Source organism: Streptomyces sp. NPDC043427, assembly GCF_056436655.1.
In genome coordinates, this window is sequence record NZ_JBWKCC010000042.1 from 55,994 (window position 1) to 73,629 (window position 17,636).

Annotated in this window: 13 protein-coding genes; 3 read left to right on the forward strand and 10 right to left on the reverse strand. The window is 71.0% G+C overall.

Annotated features, from left to right (window positions below):
* Positions 1–41 precede the first annotated feature (41 nt).
* From AC067M_RS42000 to AC067M_RS42015, 4 genes are all read right to left on the reverse strand, one after another.
* Entirely contained in the window at positions 42–2,987 is a 2,946-nt protein-coding gene (locus AC067M_RS42000; protein WP_478702282.1) for a SpoIIE family protein phosphatase, read from the reverse strand.
* A 168-nt stretch (positions 2,988–3,155) separates the two neighbouring features.
* On the reverse strand, positions 3,156–3,989 hold the full coding sequence (locus tag AC067M_RS42005; RefSeq protein WP_478702271.1) for a carbohydrate ABC transporter permease: 834 nt from the start codon (positions 3,987–3,989) through the stop codon (positions 3,156–3,158).
* On the reverse strand, positions 3,986–5,044 hold the full coding sequence (locus AC067M_RS42010; RefSeq protein ID WP_478702272.1) for a carbohydrate ABC transporter permease: 1,059 nt from the start codon (positions 5,042–5,044) through the stop codon (positions 3,986–3,988). The genes AC067M_RS42005 and AC067M_RS42010 overlap by 4 nt, the downstream gene beginning before the upstream one ends.
* A gap of 1 nt (position 5,045) precedes the next feature.
* On the reverse strand, positions 5,046–6,326 hold the full coding sequence (locus AC067M_RS42015; RefSeq protein WP_478702273.1) for an extracellular solute-binding protein: 1,281 nt from the start codon (positions 6,324–6,326) through the stop codon (positions 5,046–5,048).
* A gap of 377 nt (positions 6,327–6,703) precedes the next feature.
* Here AC067M_RS42015 and AC067M_RS42020 point away from each other — a divergent pair, with 377 nt between their 5' ends.
* The 3 genes from AC067M_RS42020 (at position 6,704) to AC067M_RS42030 (ending at position 9,453) form a co-directional block, all read left to right on the forward strand.
* Complete coding sequence (locus AC067M_RS42020; RefSeq protein ID WP_478702274.1) at positions 6,704–7,456, forward strand: DeoR/GlpR family DNA-binding transcription regulator; 753 nt, start codon at positions 6,704–6,706, stop codon at positions 7,454–7,456.
* Entirely contained in the window at positions 7,453–8,814 is a 1,362-nt protein-coding gene (locus AC067M_RS42025; protein WP_478702275.1) for a 6-phospho-beta-glucosidase, read from the forward strand. The genes AC067M_RS42020 and AC067M_RS42025 overlap by 4 nt, the downstream gene beginning before the upstream one ends.
* Before the next feature lie 66 nt (positions 8,815–8,880).
* Positions 8,881–9,453 (forward strand): hypothetical protein, encoded by a 573-nt coding sequence (locus tag AC067M_RS42030; protein ID WP_478702276.1) that lies wholly within the window; start codon positions 8,881–8,883, stop codon positions 9,451–9,453.
* 197 nt (positions 9,454–9,650) lie between these two features.
* On the opposite strand, the gene AC067M_RS42035 is transcribed toward AC067M_RS42030, so the two are convergent.
* The 6 genes from AC067M_RS42035 to AC067M_RS42060 form a co-directional block, all read right to left on the reverse strand.
* Positions 9,651–10,667, reverse strand: coding sequence for a LacI family DNA-binding transcriptional regulator (locus tag AC067M_RS42035; protein ID WP_478702277.1), 1,017 nt, complete (start codon positions 10,665–10,667; stop codon positions 9,651–9,653).
* 348 nt (positions 10,668–11,015) lie between these two features.
* Positions 11,016–12,353 carry a crotonyl-CoA carboxylase/reductase gene (gene ccrA, locus AC067M_RS42040; RefSeq protein WP_478702283.1) on the reverse strand — a complete coding sequence of 446 codons (1,338 nt, stop codon included), beginning with the start codon at positions 12,351–12,353 and terminating at the stop codon, positions 11,016–11,018.
* 92 nt (positions 12,354–12,445) lie between these two features.
* Positions 12,446–13,213 (reverse strand): thioesterase II family protein, encoded by a 768-nt coding sequence (locus tag AC067M_RS42045; protein WP_478702278.1) that lies wholly within the window; start codon positions 13,211–13,213, stop codon positions 12,446–12,448.
* A gap of 256 nt (positions 13,214–13,469) precedes the next feature.
* On the reverse strand, positions 13,470–14,702 hold the full coding sequence (locus AC067M_RS42050) for a cytochrome P450 (protein WP_478702279.1): 1,233 nt from the start codon (positions 14,700–14,702) through the stop codon (positions 13,470–13,472).
* A gap of 108 nt (positions 14,703–14,810) precedes the next feature.
* Positions 14,811–16,052, reverse strand: a complete 1,242-nt coding sequence (locus tag AC067M_RS42055) for a cytochrome P450 family protein (protein WP_478702280.1) — start codon at positions 16,050–16,052, stop codon at positions 14,811–14,813.
* Between the two features lie 30 nt (positions 16,053–16,082).
* Entirely contained in the window at positions 16,083–17,636 is a 1,554-nt protein-coding gene (locus AC067M_RS42060; protein WP_478702281.1) for an FAD-dependent oxidoreductase, read from the reverse strand.

Genomic DNA, 17,636 nt, shown 5'->3' on the forward strand with positions numbered 1-17,636 from the left:
GGGTCAAATCGCACCTATTCCGACATTCGACTCCCCGTGCGTCACACGCCGTCGAGCCCACATTCGGCCCAGATGACCTTGCCCTCCGGGATGTAGCGCGTCCCCCAGCTCTGTGCCAGCTGCGCGACGAGGAACAGACCGCGGCCGCCCTCGTCGGTGGTGGCCGCCCGCCGCAGGTGCGGGGCGGTGTTACTGCTGTCGGAGACCTCGCAGATCAGGGTGCGGTCGTGCAGCAGCCGTACCCGGATGGGCCCGGCACCGTGCCGGATGGCGTTGGTGACCAGCTCGCTGAGCATCAGCTCCGCCGCGAACGCCGCCTCGTCGAGTCCCCAGTCCGCCAGCTGCCGCATCGCGGCGGCACGGACCTCGCTGACCAGGGCCGGGTCGGCCGCCAGGTCCCAGGTGGCGATCCGGCGGGGGTCCAGGGCATGGGTGCGGGCGACGAGCAGGGCGATGTCGTCGCAGGGGTGCGCGGGCGCCACGACGTCCAGGACCGTCTCGCACACCTCCTCGGGTGCGAGCTGCGGACGGGCCAGCGCTCCGCGCAGCTGGTCGAGGGCCGCGTCGACGTCGCGGTGCCGGTCCTCGATGAGTCCGTCCGTGTAGAGGACCAGCTCACTGCCCTCGGGGAGGTGGACCTCGGTGGATTCGAAGGGCAGACCTCCGAGGCCGAGCGGGGGTCCGGCCGGCAGGTCGGGGAAGAACACGGTTCCGTCGGGGCGGACCACCGCGGGCGGGGGGTGGCCGGCGCGGGCCATGGTGCACTGCTGCGAGGTCGGGTCGTAGACGGCGTACAGACAGGTCGCGCCGATGATGCCGGGACCGGCGGCGGGGTCCTCCCGGTCCAGGCGCCCCACGACGTTGTCGAGGTGGGTGAGGACCTCGTCGGGCGGGAAGTCGAGTTCGGCGAAGCTGCGGGCGGCGGTGCGCAGCCGGCCCATGGTGGCCGCGGAGAGCATGCCGTGGCCGACGACGTCGCCGACGAAGAGGCCGACGCGGGTCCCCGAGAGGGGGATGACGTCGTACCAGTCCCCGCCCACGTCGGATTCGGCGGGCAGATAGCGGTGGGCTACCTCGACGGCGTCCTGGTCGGGCAGACCGTGCGGGAGCAGGCTGCGCTGGAGGGCCAGGACCATGGCGCGTTCGTGTGTGTAACGGCGGGCGTTGTCGACGGACAGGGCGGCGCGGGCGGCGAGCTCCCGGGCCAGCGAGCGGTCGTCGTCGTCGAAGGGGGTGGGGTCCTGTCCGCGGTAGAAGCTGACGACTCCAAGGACGACACCGCGGGCGACCAGCGGGACCGCGATGAGCGAGTGGACGTGGGGCAGCAGCTGTTCGGTGTCCTCGGGGTCCTGGGCGAGCCAGCCCGCTGCGGCCTTCAGGTCGGGTTCCAGCACCGCCTCCCCGCTGCCAAGACATCGCAGTTGGGGTGTCCTCGGGCCGAAGCCGACCAGTGTGCCGACGGGGCTGAAGGGAAGGTCGTCGCGGATGCCGTGGACCACCGTGCGGAGCAGGTCGTCGATCGGGGCGGCGGACTCCTCGCCGCGCAGCACGGCCTCGGAGAGGTCGACGGTGACGAAGTCGGCCAGTCGGGGGACGGCCGTCTCGGCGAGCTCCTCAGCGGTGCGGGGCACGTCCAGGGTGGTGCCGATGCGGGCGCCGGCCTCCGACAGCAGCTCAAGGCGGCGCCGGGCCTCCAGGGCGTACGTCCCCACGTGCGGCTCCCCCACCAGCACGAGCCCCCTCGCCCCGGTCGGCACGTCCGGGGCGTCACCCGCCGCACCATGGGCTTGGGCAGCCGCAGCTACGGTGCTGCCGTCCGTGCCGTCCATGAAGATCTGGCCGGGTGTGGCGTCGGGGAGATGCGCGGGCGGCGGCCCGGCGACGGAGAGGCGGCCGGGCGCGCCGGCGACGGGAACGGCCTTGAACAGCGGGACGAAGGGGGCGGCGCCGGGCCCGGCGAGCGGGCCGGACGGCTCACCGAGCCGACGTGGCAGGTCGATGCGGTGTCCCGGCCCGTCGGTCGTGTGCTCGGGCTCGTCGGTCTGGCGCGGTATGACGAGGAGCTCGCCCGGCGACGAACCGGGGAGGACGGCCTCGATGGCGACGCCCTCCACCCCGGAGGCGCTCGTGAGCGGACGGCTCACCAGCGTGATCCGTCGCCCGTCGGGAAGGGGCACGTTCACGGCGGCCCGCTGGGCGCGGGAGATCAGTTCGGCGGCCTTCTCCATGACGATCGCGTGGTCGCGGGGATGCAGTTCGAGGGCCAGTGCGTCCACCCCGACGCCGTGGTGAGGGGTGGCCGTCGCGTCCAGGTACGCCCGCAACAGGGCGCGCTCACGCCCGGAACTCTGCGCGAGGAGTCGCCGCTCGATGGCCCCGGCCGCCTTACGGATCACGGTGGACAGGGCCGGGTCCTCGGAGCTGCGCGGATAGCCCAGGCACAGGACGCCCTCGATGCGTCCGCTGAGCGGGTCGCGGACGGGCAGAGCGCGGCAGGCGCTGCCCTGGGAGCGCTCGGCGAAGTGCTCGGCGCCGTAGACGCTGATGAGCTGCCGTTCCGCGAGGGCGAGGCCGATGCCGTTGGTGCCGGCGAACTGCTCGGCGAACACGAATCCCGGAACGGTCTGGATCGCCGGGAGCCTGTCGGCCATGGACGCCCGTCCGAACCGGCGCAGGAGGACGGTGCCGCTCGCATCGGCGACGGAGATGTTCATCTCGCTGCCGGCGAACCTGGACTGCAGCCGATCGAGCACCGGCACGGCGGCGCGGACGATCCGGCCCTCCGGATCGAAGTCCTCCCGGAAGGGGAGGTTCGACTGGTCCGGCGAGAGGGCCAGGGACCGGCAGCGCCGCCAGGAGTCCAGGATCGACGAGCGGACACCGGTCTCCACCGGCTCGCCCTGCAGAAACCGCTCTCGGGAGCGGACGGGACCTGTCCCCCCTGCCGCACGCCCCGTGGGCGTCGGTTCTCCGCCGGACCGAACCACGTCACGCCTCATGCACACCCGCGATAATCCGCATTTCGGAAATATTCTGGCATTGACGAGGATACGGGTATCAGGGGCACGAGTCACTGTCGGACCGGGTGCGACCGTGCGCCACGGCCGCACCACTTCTGGCTGGCCGCTGCGCGGCCCTCGCTCCCCAGGACTCCGTCAGCGCAGGGCGCCCTTCGTCGCGTCGGCGATGAACCCGCGGGCGAAGAAGGTGAACACCAGCACCAGCGGGATGACCGCGAGCAGCACCCCGGACATCACCATGCTGTAGTCGGTGGAGTGGCCGGCGTACAGCTGGGCCAGCGCGACCTGGAGGGTGAGCCGGTCGGGGTTGACCAGCATCACCAACGGCAGGATGTAGTCGTTCCAGGCGGCGATGAAGGTGTAGATGCCGAGGAACGCCAGGGCCGGGCGCACACACGGCAGCACCACGTGCCAGTAGAGGCGGAAGAACCCGGCGCCCTCGATCCGGGCGGCGTCCAGCAGTTCGTCGGGGACGCCGGTGCTGGTGTACTGGCGCATCCAGAAGATGCCGAAGGCGTTCGCGGCGGCCGGCACGATGAGCGCCTGGAGGGTGCCCAGCCAGCCCAGCCGCACCATGATCTCGTACTGCGGGATGATCGCCAGCTGGGTCGGCAGGATGTACATCGACACCAGCAGGGCGAAGAGGAACTTCTTGCCGGGAAACTCGTACTTGGCGAAGGCGAAGGCCGCCAGGGAGTCGAAGAACAGCACCAGCGCTGTCGTACAGACCGCCACGATCACCGTGTTGAACAGCGACCCGAAGAAGTCCATCTTGTCGAACAGGTGCTGGATGTTGGTCAGCAGGTTGCCGCCGAACCACAGCTTCGGCGGGTAGCTGTAGATGTCCTGCGAGGTGTTCGTCGCCATGACGACGATCCAGTAGAACGGGAAGACCGAGATGACCACGCCGAGTATGAGAATCAGGTGGACGCTCAGTCCCCGGACGCGCTTGCGGTTCAGGGCGTTCATGGCCGTCGCTCCTTACGCTGCACCAAGCGCCAGTTGATGAGGACGATGAGCAGGATCACCAGGAAGAAGGCCCAGACGATGGCGGCCCCGTAGCCGAAGTCGTTGTTGTCGAAGGCCTGGTGGTAGAAGTACAACAACGTGGTCAGGCCCGCCTGGCCCGGCCCTCCGGAGTTGGGGTTGGTGGCCGCGTCGCTGCTGAACAGCACCTGTGGTTCGGTGAAGCTCTGCAGGCCGGTGACGGTGGAGACCACCACGGTGAACAGGATGATGGGCCGCAGCATCGGGATCGTGATGGAGAAGAAGATCCGCACCGGACCGGCGCCGTCCATCCTGGCGGCCTCGTAGAGCTCCGAGGGGATCGCCTGGAGACCGGCCAGGTAGATGATCGCGTTGTAGCCGGTCCACTGCCAGGTCATCAGCGCCGCGATCACCAGCTTGATCGTCCACTCGTTGCTCATCCACGGCACGGCTGACACGTGCACCGATCTGAGGATGGCGTTGATCAGGCCGAAGTTGTTGCTGAAGATCGCGCCGAAGAAGATCGCGATGGCCACCAGCGAGGTGATGCTGGGGATGAACAGGGCGACCCGGTAGAACGCCGTGAAACGCTTGGTGGAGTTCACCAGCACCGCGAGCACCAGCGCGAGGAAGAGCATCGGCACCGTGGACAGCACCCAGATGACGAGGGTGTTGCGGACGGACATCCAGAACACCGGGTCGTCCCACAGGAAGCGGAACTGCTGGAACCCGACGAACTGCATGTCTCCGATGCCGTCCCACTTCTGGAACGCCAGATACACGGTGTAGATCACCGGGAAGAACATGAAGACCGAGAAGAGCAGGTAGTACGGCGAGACGGCCAGGTACTGCGGCCAGTACCTGATGACCCGCCGCCGCGGCCCGGGCCGGGCCCCGGCCGACACCGGCCGGATCCGCCGGCCGTGCCGGCCCGGACCGCCGCGTGGGCTGTCCGGGACCGGTCGGCCGGTGGGTGCGGTGTCCGGTCCGGAGGACGGTCCGGTCGCGGCCGGGCCGGCTACCGGGCTTGACGACATGTCACTTCACTCCCTGCCGCTGGGCGATCTGCTTTGCCTGGCCGACCGCGTCCTTCCAGGCGGTGTCGGGGTCCTTGCCCTTGGCCTCGATGCTGGTCAGCTCGCTGTAGAAGGGCGCCGAGACGGCCGCGTCGGCCGGGGCCTCGAAGGCGGAGGGGATCTTCTCGGCCGCCGGGCCGAAGATCTCGATGGTCTTCTGGCCGCCGAAGAAGGGGTCACCCCCGGTCAGCGCGGGCAGCTTGTACGCGGCCGGGGCGGTCGGGAACAGGGCCGCGTCGGTGAAGCCGCGCGCCTGGTTCTCCGGGTTGAGGATCCAGGAGATGATCTTGAAGGCCTCTTCGGGGTTGCCGCTGGTCGCGGGGATGGCCAGGAAGGACCCGCCGAGGTTGGACGGCCCGCCCGGCAGGCTCGCCACGCGCCACTTGCCCTTGGTGCCCGGCGCGGCGTTGGTGATGTCGAGCGCGTGCCAGGCGGCGCCGATCTCGGTGCCCAGGGCTCCGCTGCCGATGGCGGCGTTCCAGGTGTTGTCGTTGATCTTGGCGTCTATGCCGAGGGTGTAGGGCTTCACCGCGGTGGTCCAGGCGGCACGGATGTGGTCCTGGTCGCCGATGAACTTGTTGTCCTCGTCGATGAACCGCCGGGTGCCCTGACCGACGATCATCGTGAACACCGAGCCGATGTTGTTGATCAGGAAGGTCTTCGGCACGGCCTTGTGCAGTTCCACGCCGGCCTTGAAGTAGTCGTCCCAGGTGGACAGTTCGGCGGAGACCTTGGCGGGGTCGGTGGGCAGTCCCGCCTTCGCGAAGAGGTCCTCGCGGTAGAACGTTGCGCAGGGGCCGATGTCGATCGGGAAGCCGATGAGCTTGCCGTCCTGCGTGGTGGCCTGCTTCAGCTTCCACGAGAGGTACTCCGGGACCAGCTTGTCCGCGCCGACGGTCTTGAGGTCGATGAAGCGGTTGGCGTTGGGCAGGAAGGAGGCGATGTCCTCGCCCTTGATGCCGGTGATGTCCGGGGCGGACTGGGCGGCCCGCAGACCGGTGAGCAGCTTGGTCTTGAAGTCGCCGCCCACCACGGAGGTCTTCAGGGTGACGTCGGAGAAGTGCTTCTTGGCGTCCGCGACGACCTTGTCACTCAGACCGCCGGACCAGTACCAGAGGGTCAGGTTCTTGCTGTCCTTGCTGCCGCTCGACCCGGAGCCGCCACCGCCGCACGCCGCGGTGGCGCCGGCTGTGGCGGCCGCCAGTACGGCGGCCTGAAGGAACCGTCTGCGGGAAAGGTCCACGATCTTCTCCTAGTTTTCGGCGTGTCCGACGTGTCCGACGTGTTCGGCGTGTCTGGCGTGCCTGGCGTGTCCGGCACGTCCAACAGAGCCTGTGAGCGCGGGGCGCGAAGGGCCGGGTGGCTGAAGAGCATCGGCGTAGGTATGAACCCTTCAGCCACCCGGGGCTTTGACCTGGTCCTCTCAGACGGTGCCGACGCGTCCGTGACGGCGGAATGCGCCGTTGATCCGCTTCGGCCGACCGGAGTGGGGTCCGGACCTGGCTCGAATTACGCAAGAGAGTGCACCCGGTGCGCGAGTTTGACAAGGGTCAAGCAGTAATCGAGACATTCATGCGCGACTTTGCTTGAGTTTGGCGAGTTCACGAGTATCGTCAGCGCATGCTCCCTGACCGAAGACATCAGCTGATCCTGCGTGTCCTGCGCGCCGACGGGCCCACCACGGTGGTCCTGCTGGCCGAGAGGATCGGGGCCAGCCAGGCCACGATCCGGCGCGACCTCGCACAGCTGGAGGACGAGGGACTGCTCAAACGCGTCTACGGCGGTGCCGCCCCCGTCGTCGGTGAGGACGATCCGTTCGCCGACGTGGCCGCGGTCCGCGTCGAGGCCAAGGACGCGCTGGCCGCGTGGTGCGCCGATCTGGTCCGGGACGGCGAGACGGTCCTGCTCGACATCGGCACCACGGCCCACCGGGTGGCCCGCCACCTGCACGGCCGGTCGCTGACCGTGATCACCAGCAACCTCGCCGTCTACGAGGAGCTCCAGGACGACAAGGACGTCCAGCTGATCCTGCTGGGCGGCGTGGTCCGGCGCGACTACCGCTCGCTGGTCGGCTTCCTCACCGAGGACAACCTGCGGCAGGTCCACGCCGACCGGCTGTTCCTCGGCACCAGCGGGATCCGCCCCGACGGTCAGGTGCTGGACACCACCGCTGTGGAGGTGCCCGTCAAGCGGGCGATGATCGCCGCGAGCGCCCAGGTGGTCCTGCTGGCGGACGCGGGCAAGTTCCCCGGCACCGGGATGGCCCGGGTGTGCGGTCCGGACGAGCTCGATGTGGTGGTGACCAACGCCCCCGGGGACGAGAAGACGTGTGGCCGGTTGCGTGAGGCGGGAGTGGAGGTGGTCGAGGTATGAGACTGACGATCCTGGGCGGTGGGGGCTTCCGGGTCCCGTTGGTCTACCGGGCGCTGCTGGGCGACCGCGGCGCGGGGCGGGTCACCGACGTGACCCTGTACGACCTGGACGCCTCCCGGCTGACGACCATCCAGAAGGTCCTCGCCGACCAGGCGGCCGGGCACCCCGACCCGCCCTCCGTCACCGTCACCACCGACCTGGACGAGGCGGTCACCGGAGCCGACTTCGTGTTCTGCGCCATCCGCGTCGGCGGGCTCGCCGGGCGCGCGGCGGACGAACGCATCGCCCTGGAGGAGGGCGTGCTGGGCCAGGAGACCGTCGGAGCGGGCGGCATCTCCTACGGCCTGCGCACGATCCCCGTGGCCCTGGAGATCGCCCGTCGCGTCGCGGCCCTCGCCCCCGACGCCTGGGTCATCAACTTCACCAACCCCGCGGGCATGGTCACCGAGGCCATGACCGCCCACCTCGGCGACCGCGTGATCGGCATCTGCGACTCCCCGGTGGGCCTCGGCCGCCGCGTGGCCGGAGCGCTCGGCGCGGACCCTGCCCGCGTCCGTCTGGACTACGTGGGCCTGAACCACCTCGGCTGGCTGTGCGGTCTGTATGCCGACGGCCGGGACCTGCTGCCGTCGCTGTTCGCGGACGAGGCCGCGCTGACCTCCTTCGAGGAGGGCAAGCTCTTCGGCGCCGACCTGCTGCGCACGCTCGGCGCGCTGCCCAACGAGTATCTGCACTATTACTACTTCCACCGCGAGTCGGTCGGCTCCGCCCGAGCCTCCGAGCAGACCCGCGGCGCCTTCCTCCACTCCCAACAGCAGCGCTTCTACGACTCCCTCGGCACCGTCGTCGGCGACCCGCCCCCGCCCCGCGCCGCCTGGAACGCCTGGGACGCGACCCGTCTGGAGCGCGAGACGACCTACATGGCCGAGAACCGCGACGCCGTCGGCATGGGCGAACGGGACTCGTGCGACCTGGAGTCCGGCGGCTACGAGCAGGTCGCCCTCGCCCTCATGCGGGCCATCGCCCTGGACGAGCGCACCACGCTCGTCCTCAACGTCCGTAACCGCGGCCGGATCCCGGTGCTCGACGACCACGCCGTCATCGAGGTCCCCTGCCACGTGGACGCCAACGGCGCGCGCCCCCTCGCCGGCGCCCCGCTGCCCGACCACGGCCAGGGCCTGGTGTGCGCGGTCAAGGCCGTCGAGCGCGCGGTGATCCGCGCCGCCACCACGGCCGATCGCTCCCACGCGGTCAAGGCTCTGACGATCCATCCGCTCATCGACTCGTACGCCGTGGCCAAGCGGCTGCTGGACGCCTATCAGCGCCACTTCCCGGAGCTCGGATATCTGGGCCGCTGATTAAGCAACTCAGAGCGTGGCACCTGATATGACGATTGTTCAGCGATCGACGTAGAGGGGGACGTGGTGCTCTCCAGGCATACGGCGATGATGTGCGCGGCCGGCGTGCTGACCCTGGTCGGCTGTTCCGCCGCGGGCGGCGGGAGTTCGGCCGAGCCGTCTCGTACCACGGCCTCCCCCACCGCGGCCTCCGCCGCGGTTCCCGCGCCCTCTCCCGTTTCGCCGTCGGCCGACTCGCCCAGCCCCTCCCCGTCCAGGTCGGCCCCCGCTTCCGCGAGTCCCTCGCCGGTGCCCGTCACCGGCCCGGAGCAGAAGCTGGTGACCATGACGGTCAGCGGCGGCTTCGCCGGGGTCGACCAGCAGGTCGTCCTGCGGGGCGACGGCACCGTCCGCACGATCGACCGGGGCAGGACCACGGTGCGCCGCACCACCGCGGCCCAGTTCAGGAAGCTGCGTACGCTGCTCGGGGATCCGGCGCTGGCCGAGGTCCCCGCGTTCACGATGAACAGGGGGGCGGCCGACATGTTCCAGTACGCGCTTCAGTACGACGGCCGTACGGTCATGACGGACCGCTCCTCCGACGAACCGGCGCTCGACCGCCTCATCGACGCCCTGACCGAGTGGCTTCAGGCGCACTGACCTCGAAGGCGCGCCGGGACCCACGGAGCCGCCGCACGGTCGACGCTCACCCGCCTGGTCAGACGCGGCCTGCTCGAACGGCACCGGCGGGACCGCGGGTCCGGCACCCACGCCCTCGCGCTCCCGACGCCGACGGGCCGTTTGCCCATGGTGGCGGTGCGGGCCCGGGCCAGGTGTCGCACACTCGTAGCCGCCCCTCAGCGCGGCCGCAGTTCCCCCGAGCCGCGGGGGACGAGGCGGGTGGGGATCTCCGTGGAGCGTGCTCGGGAGCGGTCGCCGTCCAGGCGGGCCAGGGCGATGGTCGCGGCTGTGGCTCCCATGGCCGTGGGCTCCTGGGCGACGACGGTGAGGGCGGGTTCGAGGGCCTCGGCGAGCGGGATGTCGTCGAAGCCGACGAGCGCTACGTCCTTGCGGCCGGCGCGGGCGAGGCCGAGCACCGCCCCCATCGACGCGAAGTTGTTCGCCGCGAGCAGCGCGGTCGGCGGGTCCACGAGGGTCAGCAGGCGCTCGGTCTCGGCCGCCGCGCCCCGCACGTCGTGGCCACCCGCCACCAGTGCCCGGTCGTACGGCAGCCCGGCCGCCGCGAGGGCGTCCCGGTAGCCCTCCAAACGCTTCCGTCGCGTGTACAGCGCGGCCGGGGTGTCCCCGACGAAGCCGATCCTCCGGTGGCCGTGCCGGATCAGGTGTGCCGTGCCCTCGCGGGCGCCCCCTCGGTTGGAGCTGAGCACGCTGTCCGTGGTCAGGCCGGATCCCGGCCGGTCGAGGAAGACGACGGGCAGCCCGGCCGCGCGTTCGGCCTCGAGGTAGCCGTGGTCGGCGCTCGGCGTCGGCGCCATGAGCAGGGCGCTGACCCGGCGGGCCAGGAAGGTGCCGACCAGGGAGCGCTCGCGCTCGGCGTCCTGGGCGGACGAACCGACGAGCAGGGTGAGGCCCCGGTCGTGGGTCACCGACTCGATGCCGCTCACCACCGTGGCGAAGAACGGGTTGCTCATGTCCGGCACGACCAGGCCGATGGCGGTGTCGCTCCTGCCGAGCCGCATGTGCCGCGCCATGAGGTTGGGCCGGAACCCGAGTCGTTCGACGGCCTCCATCACCCGCTCACGGGTCGCGGGGGCGACCGGCCCGTCCTCATTGAGCACCCGCGACACCGTCTTGGCGCTGACGCCGACCTCCAGTGCCACATCACTCAGCGTGGGGCGGCGGGACACCGGCATGGTCAGTTCTCCTCAGTGGTAGTCAGCGACGACATTACCTCTGCGGTCGGCCTCCGCCGGAAGGGTGTATCGTCACTGGCCCCCACCATGACGCCGAACGTCATTCGTCGTGCGTGCGGCCCTCGTGGACTGGCGGACGTTGTCCTCCTCACCCGCATCGCCCTCAACGACGACTTCAGCTCTGCATGCTCCGACGCCGTGGCACATGCGCGTACCGCGGCCGCCGACGCAGTGGGAGGCCCTGCGGGGTGAACCGGCCCCCGTTCCGGCGGCCCGGCGCTCGGCGAGGCGATCCGCGCCTACCCCGAGGACCTCAAGGTCGCGGTCTTCGGCACCGGCGGCCCGCGCTCACGCGGTGCGGAACCGGTTGATGGCCGGCTCGTGCCGCTCCCGCAGCCCGGGGTCGGTGACGCCCAGGCCCTCCCGTGGGGCCAGGCACAGCACCCCGACCTTCCCGTGGTGGTGGTTGCGGTGGACGTCGCTGACGGCCAGGCCTGTCTCGGTGAGCGGGTAGACGCGGGAGAGCGTGGGGTGGATCCGGCCCTTGACGACGAGCCGGTTGGCCTCCCACGCCTCGCGGTAGTTGGCGAAGTGGGAGCCGATGATCCGCTTGAGGTGCATCCACAGGTAGCGGTTGTCGAACTCGTGCCGGTAGCCGGAGGTGGAGGCGCAGGTCACGATCGTGCCGCCCCTGCGGGCCACGTAGACGGAGGCTCCGAAGGTCTCCCTGCCCGGGTGCTCGAAGACGATGTCCACGTCGTCGCCGCCGGTCAGCTCGCGGATCCTGCTCCCGAAGCGCTTCCACTCCCGGGGGTCCTGGGTGTGCTCGTCCCGCCAGAACCGGTAGTTCTCGGCGTTGCGGTCGATGATCGCCTCGACGCCCATCGTGCGACAGATCTCCGCCTTCTGCTCGCTGGAGACCACGCAGATCGGTGTGGCGCCGCCCGCCAGCGCGTACTGGGTGGCGTAGGAGCCGAGACCGCCGCCCGCGCCCCAGATCAACACGGTGTCGCCGACCTTCATGCCCGCGCCGTTGCGCGAGACGAGCTGACGGTAGGCGGTGGAGTTGACCAGACCGGGTGCGGCGGCCTCCTCCCAGGTCAGGTGAGCGGCCTTGGGCATCAGCTGGTTGGCCTTCACCAGCGCCAGCTGGGCCAGCCCGCCGTAGTTGGTCTCGAAGCCCCAGATCCGCTGCTCCGGGTCGAGCATGGTGTCGTTGTGACCCGCCGCGTCCTCCAGCTCGACGGACAGGCAGTGCGCGACCACCCGGTGGCCGGGCTGCCAGCGGCGCACTCCGGGCCCGGTACGCAGGACCACGCCGGACAGGTCGGAGCCGATCACGTGGTAGGGCAGGTCGTGCCGTACGGCCGGGCCGCCGGTGCGGGCGTAGCGTTCGAGGAAGGAGAAGGTCGGCACGGGCGAGAACAGCGCGCTCCACACCGTGTTGTAGTTGACGGAGCTCGCCATGACGGCGATCAGGGCTTCGCCGGGGCCGGGCTCCGGGGTCGGTACGTCACTGATGTGCAGGGCCTTGGCGGGTTCCCGGTCGCTGACCGGGAGACCATCGAACATGCGCTGTTCGTCCTTGAGCAGCACGGTGGCCCGGTACGACTCCGGTACCGGCAGGGACGCGAAGTCGCGTGCCTGCGCGTCCGGTGACTCGATCGCGGCGACCAGGTCGGTCATCATCACAGACTCCCTTAGGTCCGGGGGGCGTTCGGATCCGCCAGGTGACGCCCGTGCCGGCGACCACCTGTCGGAGGGGCTGGGGGGTTCTGTCAGTCCCCCTGGAAGCGCGTCAGGTCCTCGATCAGTGCCCGGGCCACCTGGGCCTTCTGCTCGGCCAGATAGAAGTGTCCGCCGGGAAAGCCGCGCAGGGTGAAGCCGCCCTCGGTGTGGTCGCGCCACTCCTCGGCCTCGGCGAGGGTGACCTGCGGGTCGTCCTCGCCGACGAGCACGCTGATCGGGCAGCGCAGGGGCGGCCCCGGCCGGTACCGGTACGACTCCACCGCCGTGTAGTCACCGCGGATGGCCGGCATGATCATCCGGATGACGTCGTCGTCGAGGAGCAGCCGGTCATCGGTGCCGTTCAGACGGCGGATCTCGGCGATGACACCGTCGTCGTCCATCGAGCGGACCCCACGGTCGCGCAGTCTGGGCGGTGCGGTGCGGCCGGAGGCGACCAGCCCGAGCAGCTCCAGCGAGGAGCGCTGCTCGATCCGGCGGGCCACCTCGAACGCGACGCAGGCGCCCATGCTGTGCCCGAACAGCACCAGCCGGCGCCCCGACAGGGACTCCAGCACGGTGAGGATCTCGTCCGCCAACCGGGAGATCGATGTGATGTGCGGTTCGTTACGCCGGTCCTGCCGTCCCGGGTACTGCACGGCCAGCACCTCGGCGGCGGGGGCCAGGGCATCCGCGAGCGGGCGGAAGTAGCTGGCGGAGCCGCCCGCGTGGGGGAAGCAGATCAGCGACAGGTCGGTGTCCTGGGGGGCCGGACGGTAGCGGCGGATCCAGAGTGTTTCTGCGGTCACGGCGTCGGTCATTCCCGTACCTCCGGGTGCGGCGAGGACGCGGTGGGCGTCGGATGTCCGTCGAGCATCGAGAAGTGGTCGTCGAGAGGGTGCGGGGTCCTGCGCGAAGGCCCGACGGTCACCTGCGTGCCGGCGCCGGCTCGCCACACCGGCTGATCAGCGGCGGGTTCCGCACCCCGTGCTCGACGACCGGATGCCGCGCCACGAGGGCACCAGCGTTCCTGGGTATTCCTTCGCCGGACCGGACGTTCGCCCGGCGTCACACGCATCAGCCGGTGACCCGGACGGGCAGCTCGGCCAGGCCCCGCATGATGATGTTGGGCACCCGGGCCGGTGTCGCGGTCACCAGTTCCAGGTCCAGCGCGGCCAGAGCGCTCACCGCGGCCTGTGCGGTGATCCGGGCCAGGGGCGCGCCGACGCAGAAGTGGATGCCGAGGCCGAAGCCCAGGTTGCGGCCGGCCGGCCGATCCAGCCTGAGCTCGTCGGGGTCGTCGTACACCGCGGGGTCGTGGCTGGCCGCACCGATCATCAGCATGACCTGCTCACCCGGCTGAATGCGGTGCCCGGCGATCTCGGCCTCGGTCAGGGCGACCCGGGAGATCATCTGCACCGGCGGGTCGAAGCGCAGCATCTCCTCCACCGCTGCGGGCACCTGGTCCGGGTGGGCGCGCAGCCAGTCCCGCTCTTCCGGGCGTTCGAGCAGCGCGAACATACCGTTGCCGATCAGGTTGACCGTGGTCGCGTACCCGGCCGCGAGCAGCAGCGTGCAGGTGACCTCCAGCTCGTACGGGGTCAGGGTGTCCCCGGAGTCCTCGACGGAGACCAGCTCACTGATCAGGTCGGTGCCCGGGGCGGCCCGGCGCTGTTCGGCCAGCTCGCCGATGTACTGGTACAGCTCGGCGCGGGCGCTGTCCCGTTTGGCGACCTCCTCGGGAGCCAGCAGGAAGCTCGGGTCCAGGCCACGGGCGATGTCACCGGACAGCTCGTCGAAGCGAGCGGCGTGTTCGGCGGGCACGTCCAGCAGCGCGTTCTGCATCCGGCCGGGCAGCGGGTGGGCCACCGCCCGCATCAGGTCGATGGGGCCGTCACCGGCCTCGGCGCGGGCGGTCTCGATCAGCTCGCGCACGACCTGCTCGGCGGTGGCGCGCATCCGGTCCACCTGGCGCGCGGCGAACGCCTTGCCGACCAGGGCACGGATACGGGTGTGCTCGGGCGGGTCGGAGAAGATGAACGGCCGGACCACCGCGCCGTCGGCCTCGGTGCGGAAGTGGTCGGCGACGGTGGCACCGTCGCCCCAGCCGAAGCGCTGGTCGCGCAGCACGGCCGAGCAGGCCTCGTGACCGGTCACCGCCCACAGCCCCAGCGGGGTACGGGTCACCGGGCCCGCCGCGCGGACCTGCGCGTAGCTCGGATAAGGGTTGACCAGGAAGGCCGGGTCGAAAGGGTCGAAGGGCAGGAGCTGGGCTATGAAGCCCGGGTCGAGCATCGGTGCTTCGGTCATGACTGCCTTTCCCGATCCCGCGCGGGACGGCGGTCGCCGCGCGGAGAGGTCTCGTTCAGGTGGGGTGGTGGTGCGAGCGCCAGGGGTTTCGGGGTGCTGCGCCGGGAGTCAGCCCGCGGCGACCGGGCCGGCGGTGAAGTTCACCGGAAGGTGATCCAGGCTGTTGGCCACCAGACTGGGCGTCCAGGTCAGCTTCTCCTCCGGAACCGCCAGCCGGAGGTCGTCGAACCGCTCGAACAGGGTGCGCAGCGCGATGCGCGCCTTGAGCCGGGCCAGCGGGGCGCCGATGCAGAAGTGCGTGCCGTGGCCCAGCGCCAGGTGCTTGGAGGCGTCGCGGTGGATGTCCAGCGTCTCCGGGTCGCTGAACTGGCCGGCGTCGTGGTTGGCCGCGGCCAGCGAGATCATCACGTGCTCGCCCGCCTTGACCCGCGCGCCGCCCAGCACCATGTCCTCCGTGGCGAAGCGGTACACCACGGTGAACACGGGGCTGGTCAACCGCAGCAGTTCCTCGACCGCCGGGCCGAGCACCTCGGGGTCGTTCTTGACCTCGGCCAGCTGCTCGGGGTTGCGCAGCAGCGCGAGGATGCCGTTGGACAGCAGGTTGATGGTGGTCTCCGCGCCGGCGAGCAGCAGCAGCATGACGGTGGAGCGGATCTCCAGGTCGGCGAGGGCGTCTCCGTCCTCGTTGGCCTGCACCAGGCCGGAGACGAGGTCCTGGCCGGGGTCGGCGCGGCGCTGCGCGATCAGGTTGGTCAGGTACTCCTCGAACCAGCCGACCGAGGCGATGACCTCCTCCGGGCCGGAGGAGTTGCCCAGGCCGACGAAAATGTAGGTGTTGCGCTCGAACTCGTCGCGGTCGGCCAGCGGCACGCCGAGCATCTCGTACAGCACGGTCGAGATGAGCGGCGAGATGAACGAGTCCTTCAGGTCGGCGGTGCCCGCCTCGGCGACCGCGTCGAGCAGCTCGTCGGTGATCTCCTGGATCCGCTCGCCTAGGTCGGCCACCCGGCGCGGGGTGAACGCCTTGGAGACCAGTCTGCGCAGCCGGGTGTGCTCGGGCGGGTCGGCGAGGTTCATGTGCTGGTTGAGGATGGACTTGCGGCCGTCGTAGCCCAGCGAGGGCCACAGTTCGGGCAGCGCGTTGTCGAGATTCTTGCTCAGCTTGCGGTTGTTCAGCGCGGCGAGCGCGTCCTCGTACCGGGTGATCATCCACACCGGGTTGCCGTCGGGCAGCAGTAACTGCTCCACCGGGCGGGGCTCGGGCAGCCCGGGCGTCCACGGGCGGGGGCCCGCCGCGGCATCGGCGTGCACGGGACAGCCGGTGGCCACGTCACCGTCTGGGTTCGGCATGTCATGTCCTTTCTTCACGGGTGCTCTCCCTCACCGCGCGGTGGTCGCCGGGGATGAGGTGGTGGGGGCCAATGCGGCGAGTTTCGCGGCGGCGTCGGGGAACCGGTCGGCGCCGCCGGAGGCGGCCGCGTAACCGTCCGGGCGCAGCAGCACGAACCGCTGTCTCCGGCCGCCCAGCGGGAAGTGTGCGACCAGCCCGGGCAGCCGGCCGGCCAACTCTGCGGCTTCGGAGGCGAGTCGACCGTCCGTACCTCCGTAGGTGATCAGCTGGAACCGGCCGGCCAACTCGTCGGAAGATGTGGGGATCCACCGGGGATCCCGGGTTCCGGGTCGCGGCCGGGAGCGACGCGTGGCGCCGGCCGGGGTCCCGAACAGCACGTCCGGGTAGCGGCTGCGCCAGCCGGCCAGCATCGGCGCGTAGCCGTGGGCCAGCGCGCCGGAGACCTGCAGCAACCGCCACGTGAGGTCGCGGGCCCGGCGGGCCACCGGGCCGACCACGGCCTGCCGGGCCATCCGGCCGGTGGCCTGGAGGGTCTGCGTGATCGCGGCGCGCCGCTCCGGGTCGTAGGTGTCCAGGATCGACTCGTGCAGCCGGCCGTGCACCACGCCGGCGAGTTTCCAGGCCAGGTTGCGGGTGTCCGGGATGCCCAGGTTGAGCCCCTGACCGCCGATCGGGCTGTGCACGTGCGCGGCGTCGCCGACGAGGAAGCAGCGGCCGGAGCGCAGCGCGCCGGCCACCCGCTCGTCGCTGGAGAACAGCGTCACGGTGCGCACCTCGGTGAAGCGGAGTCCGCCGGGACCGCGCTCGTCCAGCAGCGCCTGGGCGTGCTCGGCGGTGGCCTCGGTGCCGGCCGGGACCGCGCCGGAGAGGCGGAACTCGCCGCCGGGCAGCGGGGCGAGCAGCGCGACGCCGGTGTCGGCGAGGAAGTAGTGGATCTCCTCGGTGCTGATCTCCTCGGTGCCGTTCACCCCGGTTCCGTTCACCCCGGTGCCGTTCAGCCCGGTGCCGTTCAGCCCGGCGATGCGGCCCTCCGCGAGCAGGAACGTGGCCGGGAACCGGGCCCCGGAGAAGTCGATGCCCAACTGGGCGCGCACCTGGCTGCGCAGCCCGTCCGCGCCCACCACCCAGTCGGCCTCGATCTCGGTGGTGCCGCCGTCCGCGCGGGTCGCGGTGACGGTGACCGTGTGCTCGTCCGGGACGACCTTGGTGACCCGGGTGCCCCACTCGACACTGACGCCACGGTCGGCCAGCGCCTCGGCCAGGAGTCGTCCGGTGCGCTCCTGGGGCAGCACCAGCGGGGCGTTGACCTCGGTCAGCGGCACCCGCACGCTGCCGCCCGAGCCCAGGTGATAGTGCAGCGCGGCGGGCCGGACGCTGTCCCGGGCGGCACGCTCGGCCAGGCCGAGTTCGCCGAGCACCTCCCGCACCGGCGGCCACAGCAGGATCGCCCGGGACCCGGTGTGCGCCTGGTTCTCCGCGTCCACCACGGTGACCTCGACGCCGAGGCGGCTCAGCTGCGCGGCCATGGCCAGGCCGCACGGGCCCGCGCCGACGACCAGAACGGTGGTGTGTCGTCGTGTCAT

Excerpts from the sequence above, each read along its gene's own strand:
- AC067M_RS42005 (WP_478702271.1), bottom strand. The coding sequence starts at position 3,989 with ATGAACGCCCTGAACCGCAAGCGCGTCCGGGGACTGAGCGTCCACCTG.
- AC067M_RS42010 (WP_478702272.1), bottom strand. The coding sequence starts at position 5,044 with ATGTCGTCAAGCCCGGTAGCCGGCCCGGCCGCGACCGGACCGTCCTCC.
- AC067M_RS42020 (WP_478702274.1), top strand. The coding sequence starts at position 6,704 with ATGCTCCCTGACCGAAGACATCAGCTGATCCTGCGTGTCCTGCGCGCC.
- AC067M_RS42025 (WP_478702275.1), top strand. The coding sequence starts at position 7,453 with ATGAGACTGACGATCCTGGGCGGTGGGGGCTTCCGGGTCCCGTTGGTC.
- AC067M_RS42035 (WP_478702277.1), bottom strand. The coding sequence starts at position 10,667 with ATGCCGGTGTCCCGCCGCCCCACGCTGAGTGATGTGGCACTGGAGGTC.
- ccrA (WP_478702283.1), bottom strand. The coding sequence starts at position 12,353 with ATGACCGACCTGGTCGCCGCGATCGAGTCACCGGACGCGCAGGCACGC.
- AC067M_RS42045 (WP_478702278.1), bottom strand. The coding sequence starts at position 13,213 with ATGACCGACGCCGTGACCGCAGAAACACTCTGGATCCGCCGCTACCGT.
- AC067M_RS42050 (WP_478702279.1), bottom strand. The coding sequence starts at position 14,702 with ATGACCGAAGCACCGATGCTCGACCCGGGCTTCATAGCCCAGCTCCTG.
- AC067M_RS42055 (WP_478702280.1), bottom strand. The coding sequence starts at position 16,052 with ATGCCGAACCCAGACGGTGACGTGGCCACCGGCTGTCCCGTGCACGCC.
- AC067M_RS42060 (WP_478702281.1), bottom strand. The coding sequence starts at position 17,636 with ATGACACGACGACACACCACCGTTCTGGTCGTCGGCGCGGGCCCGTGC.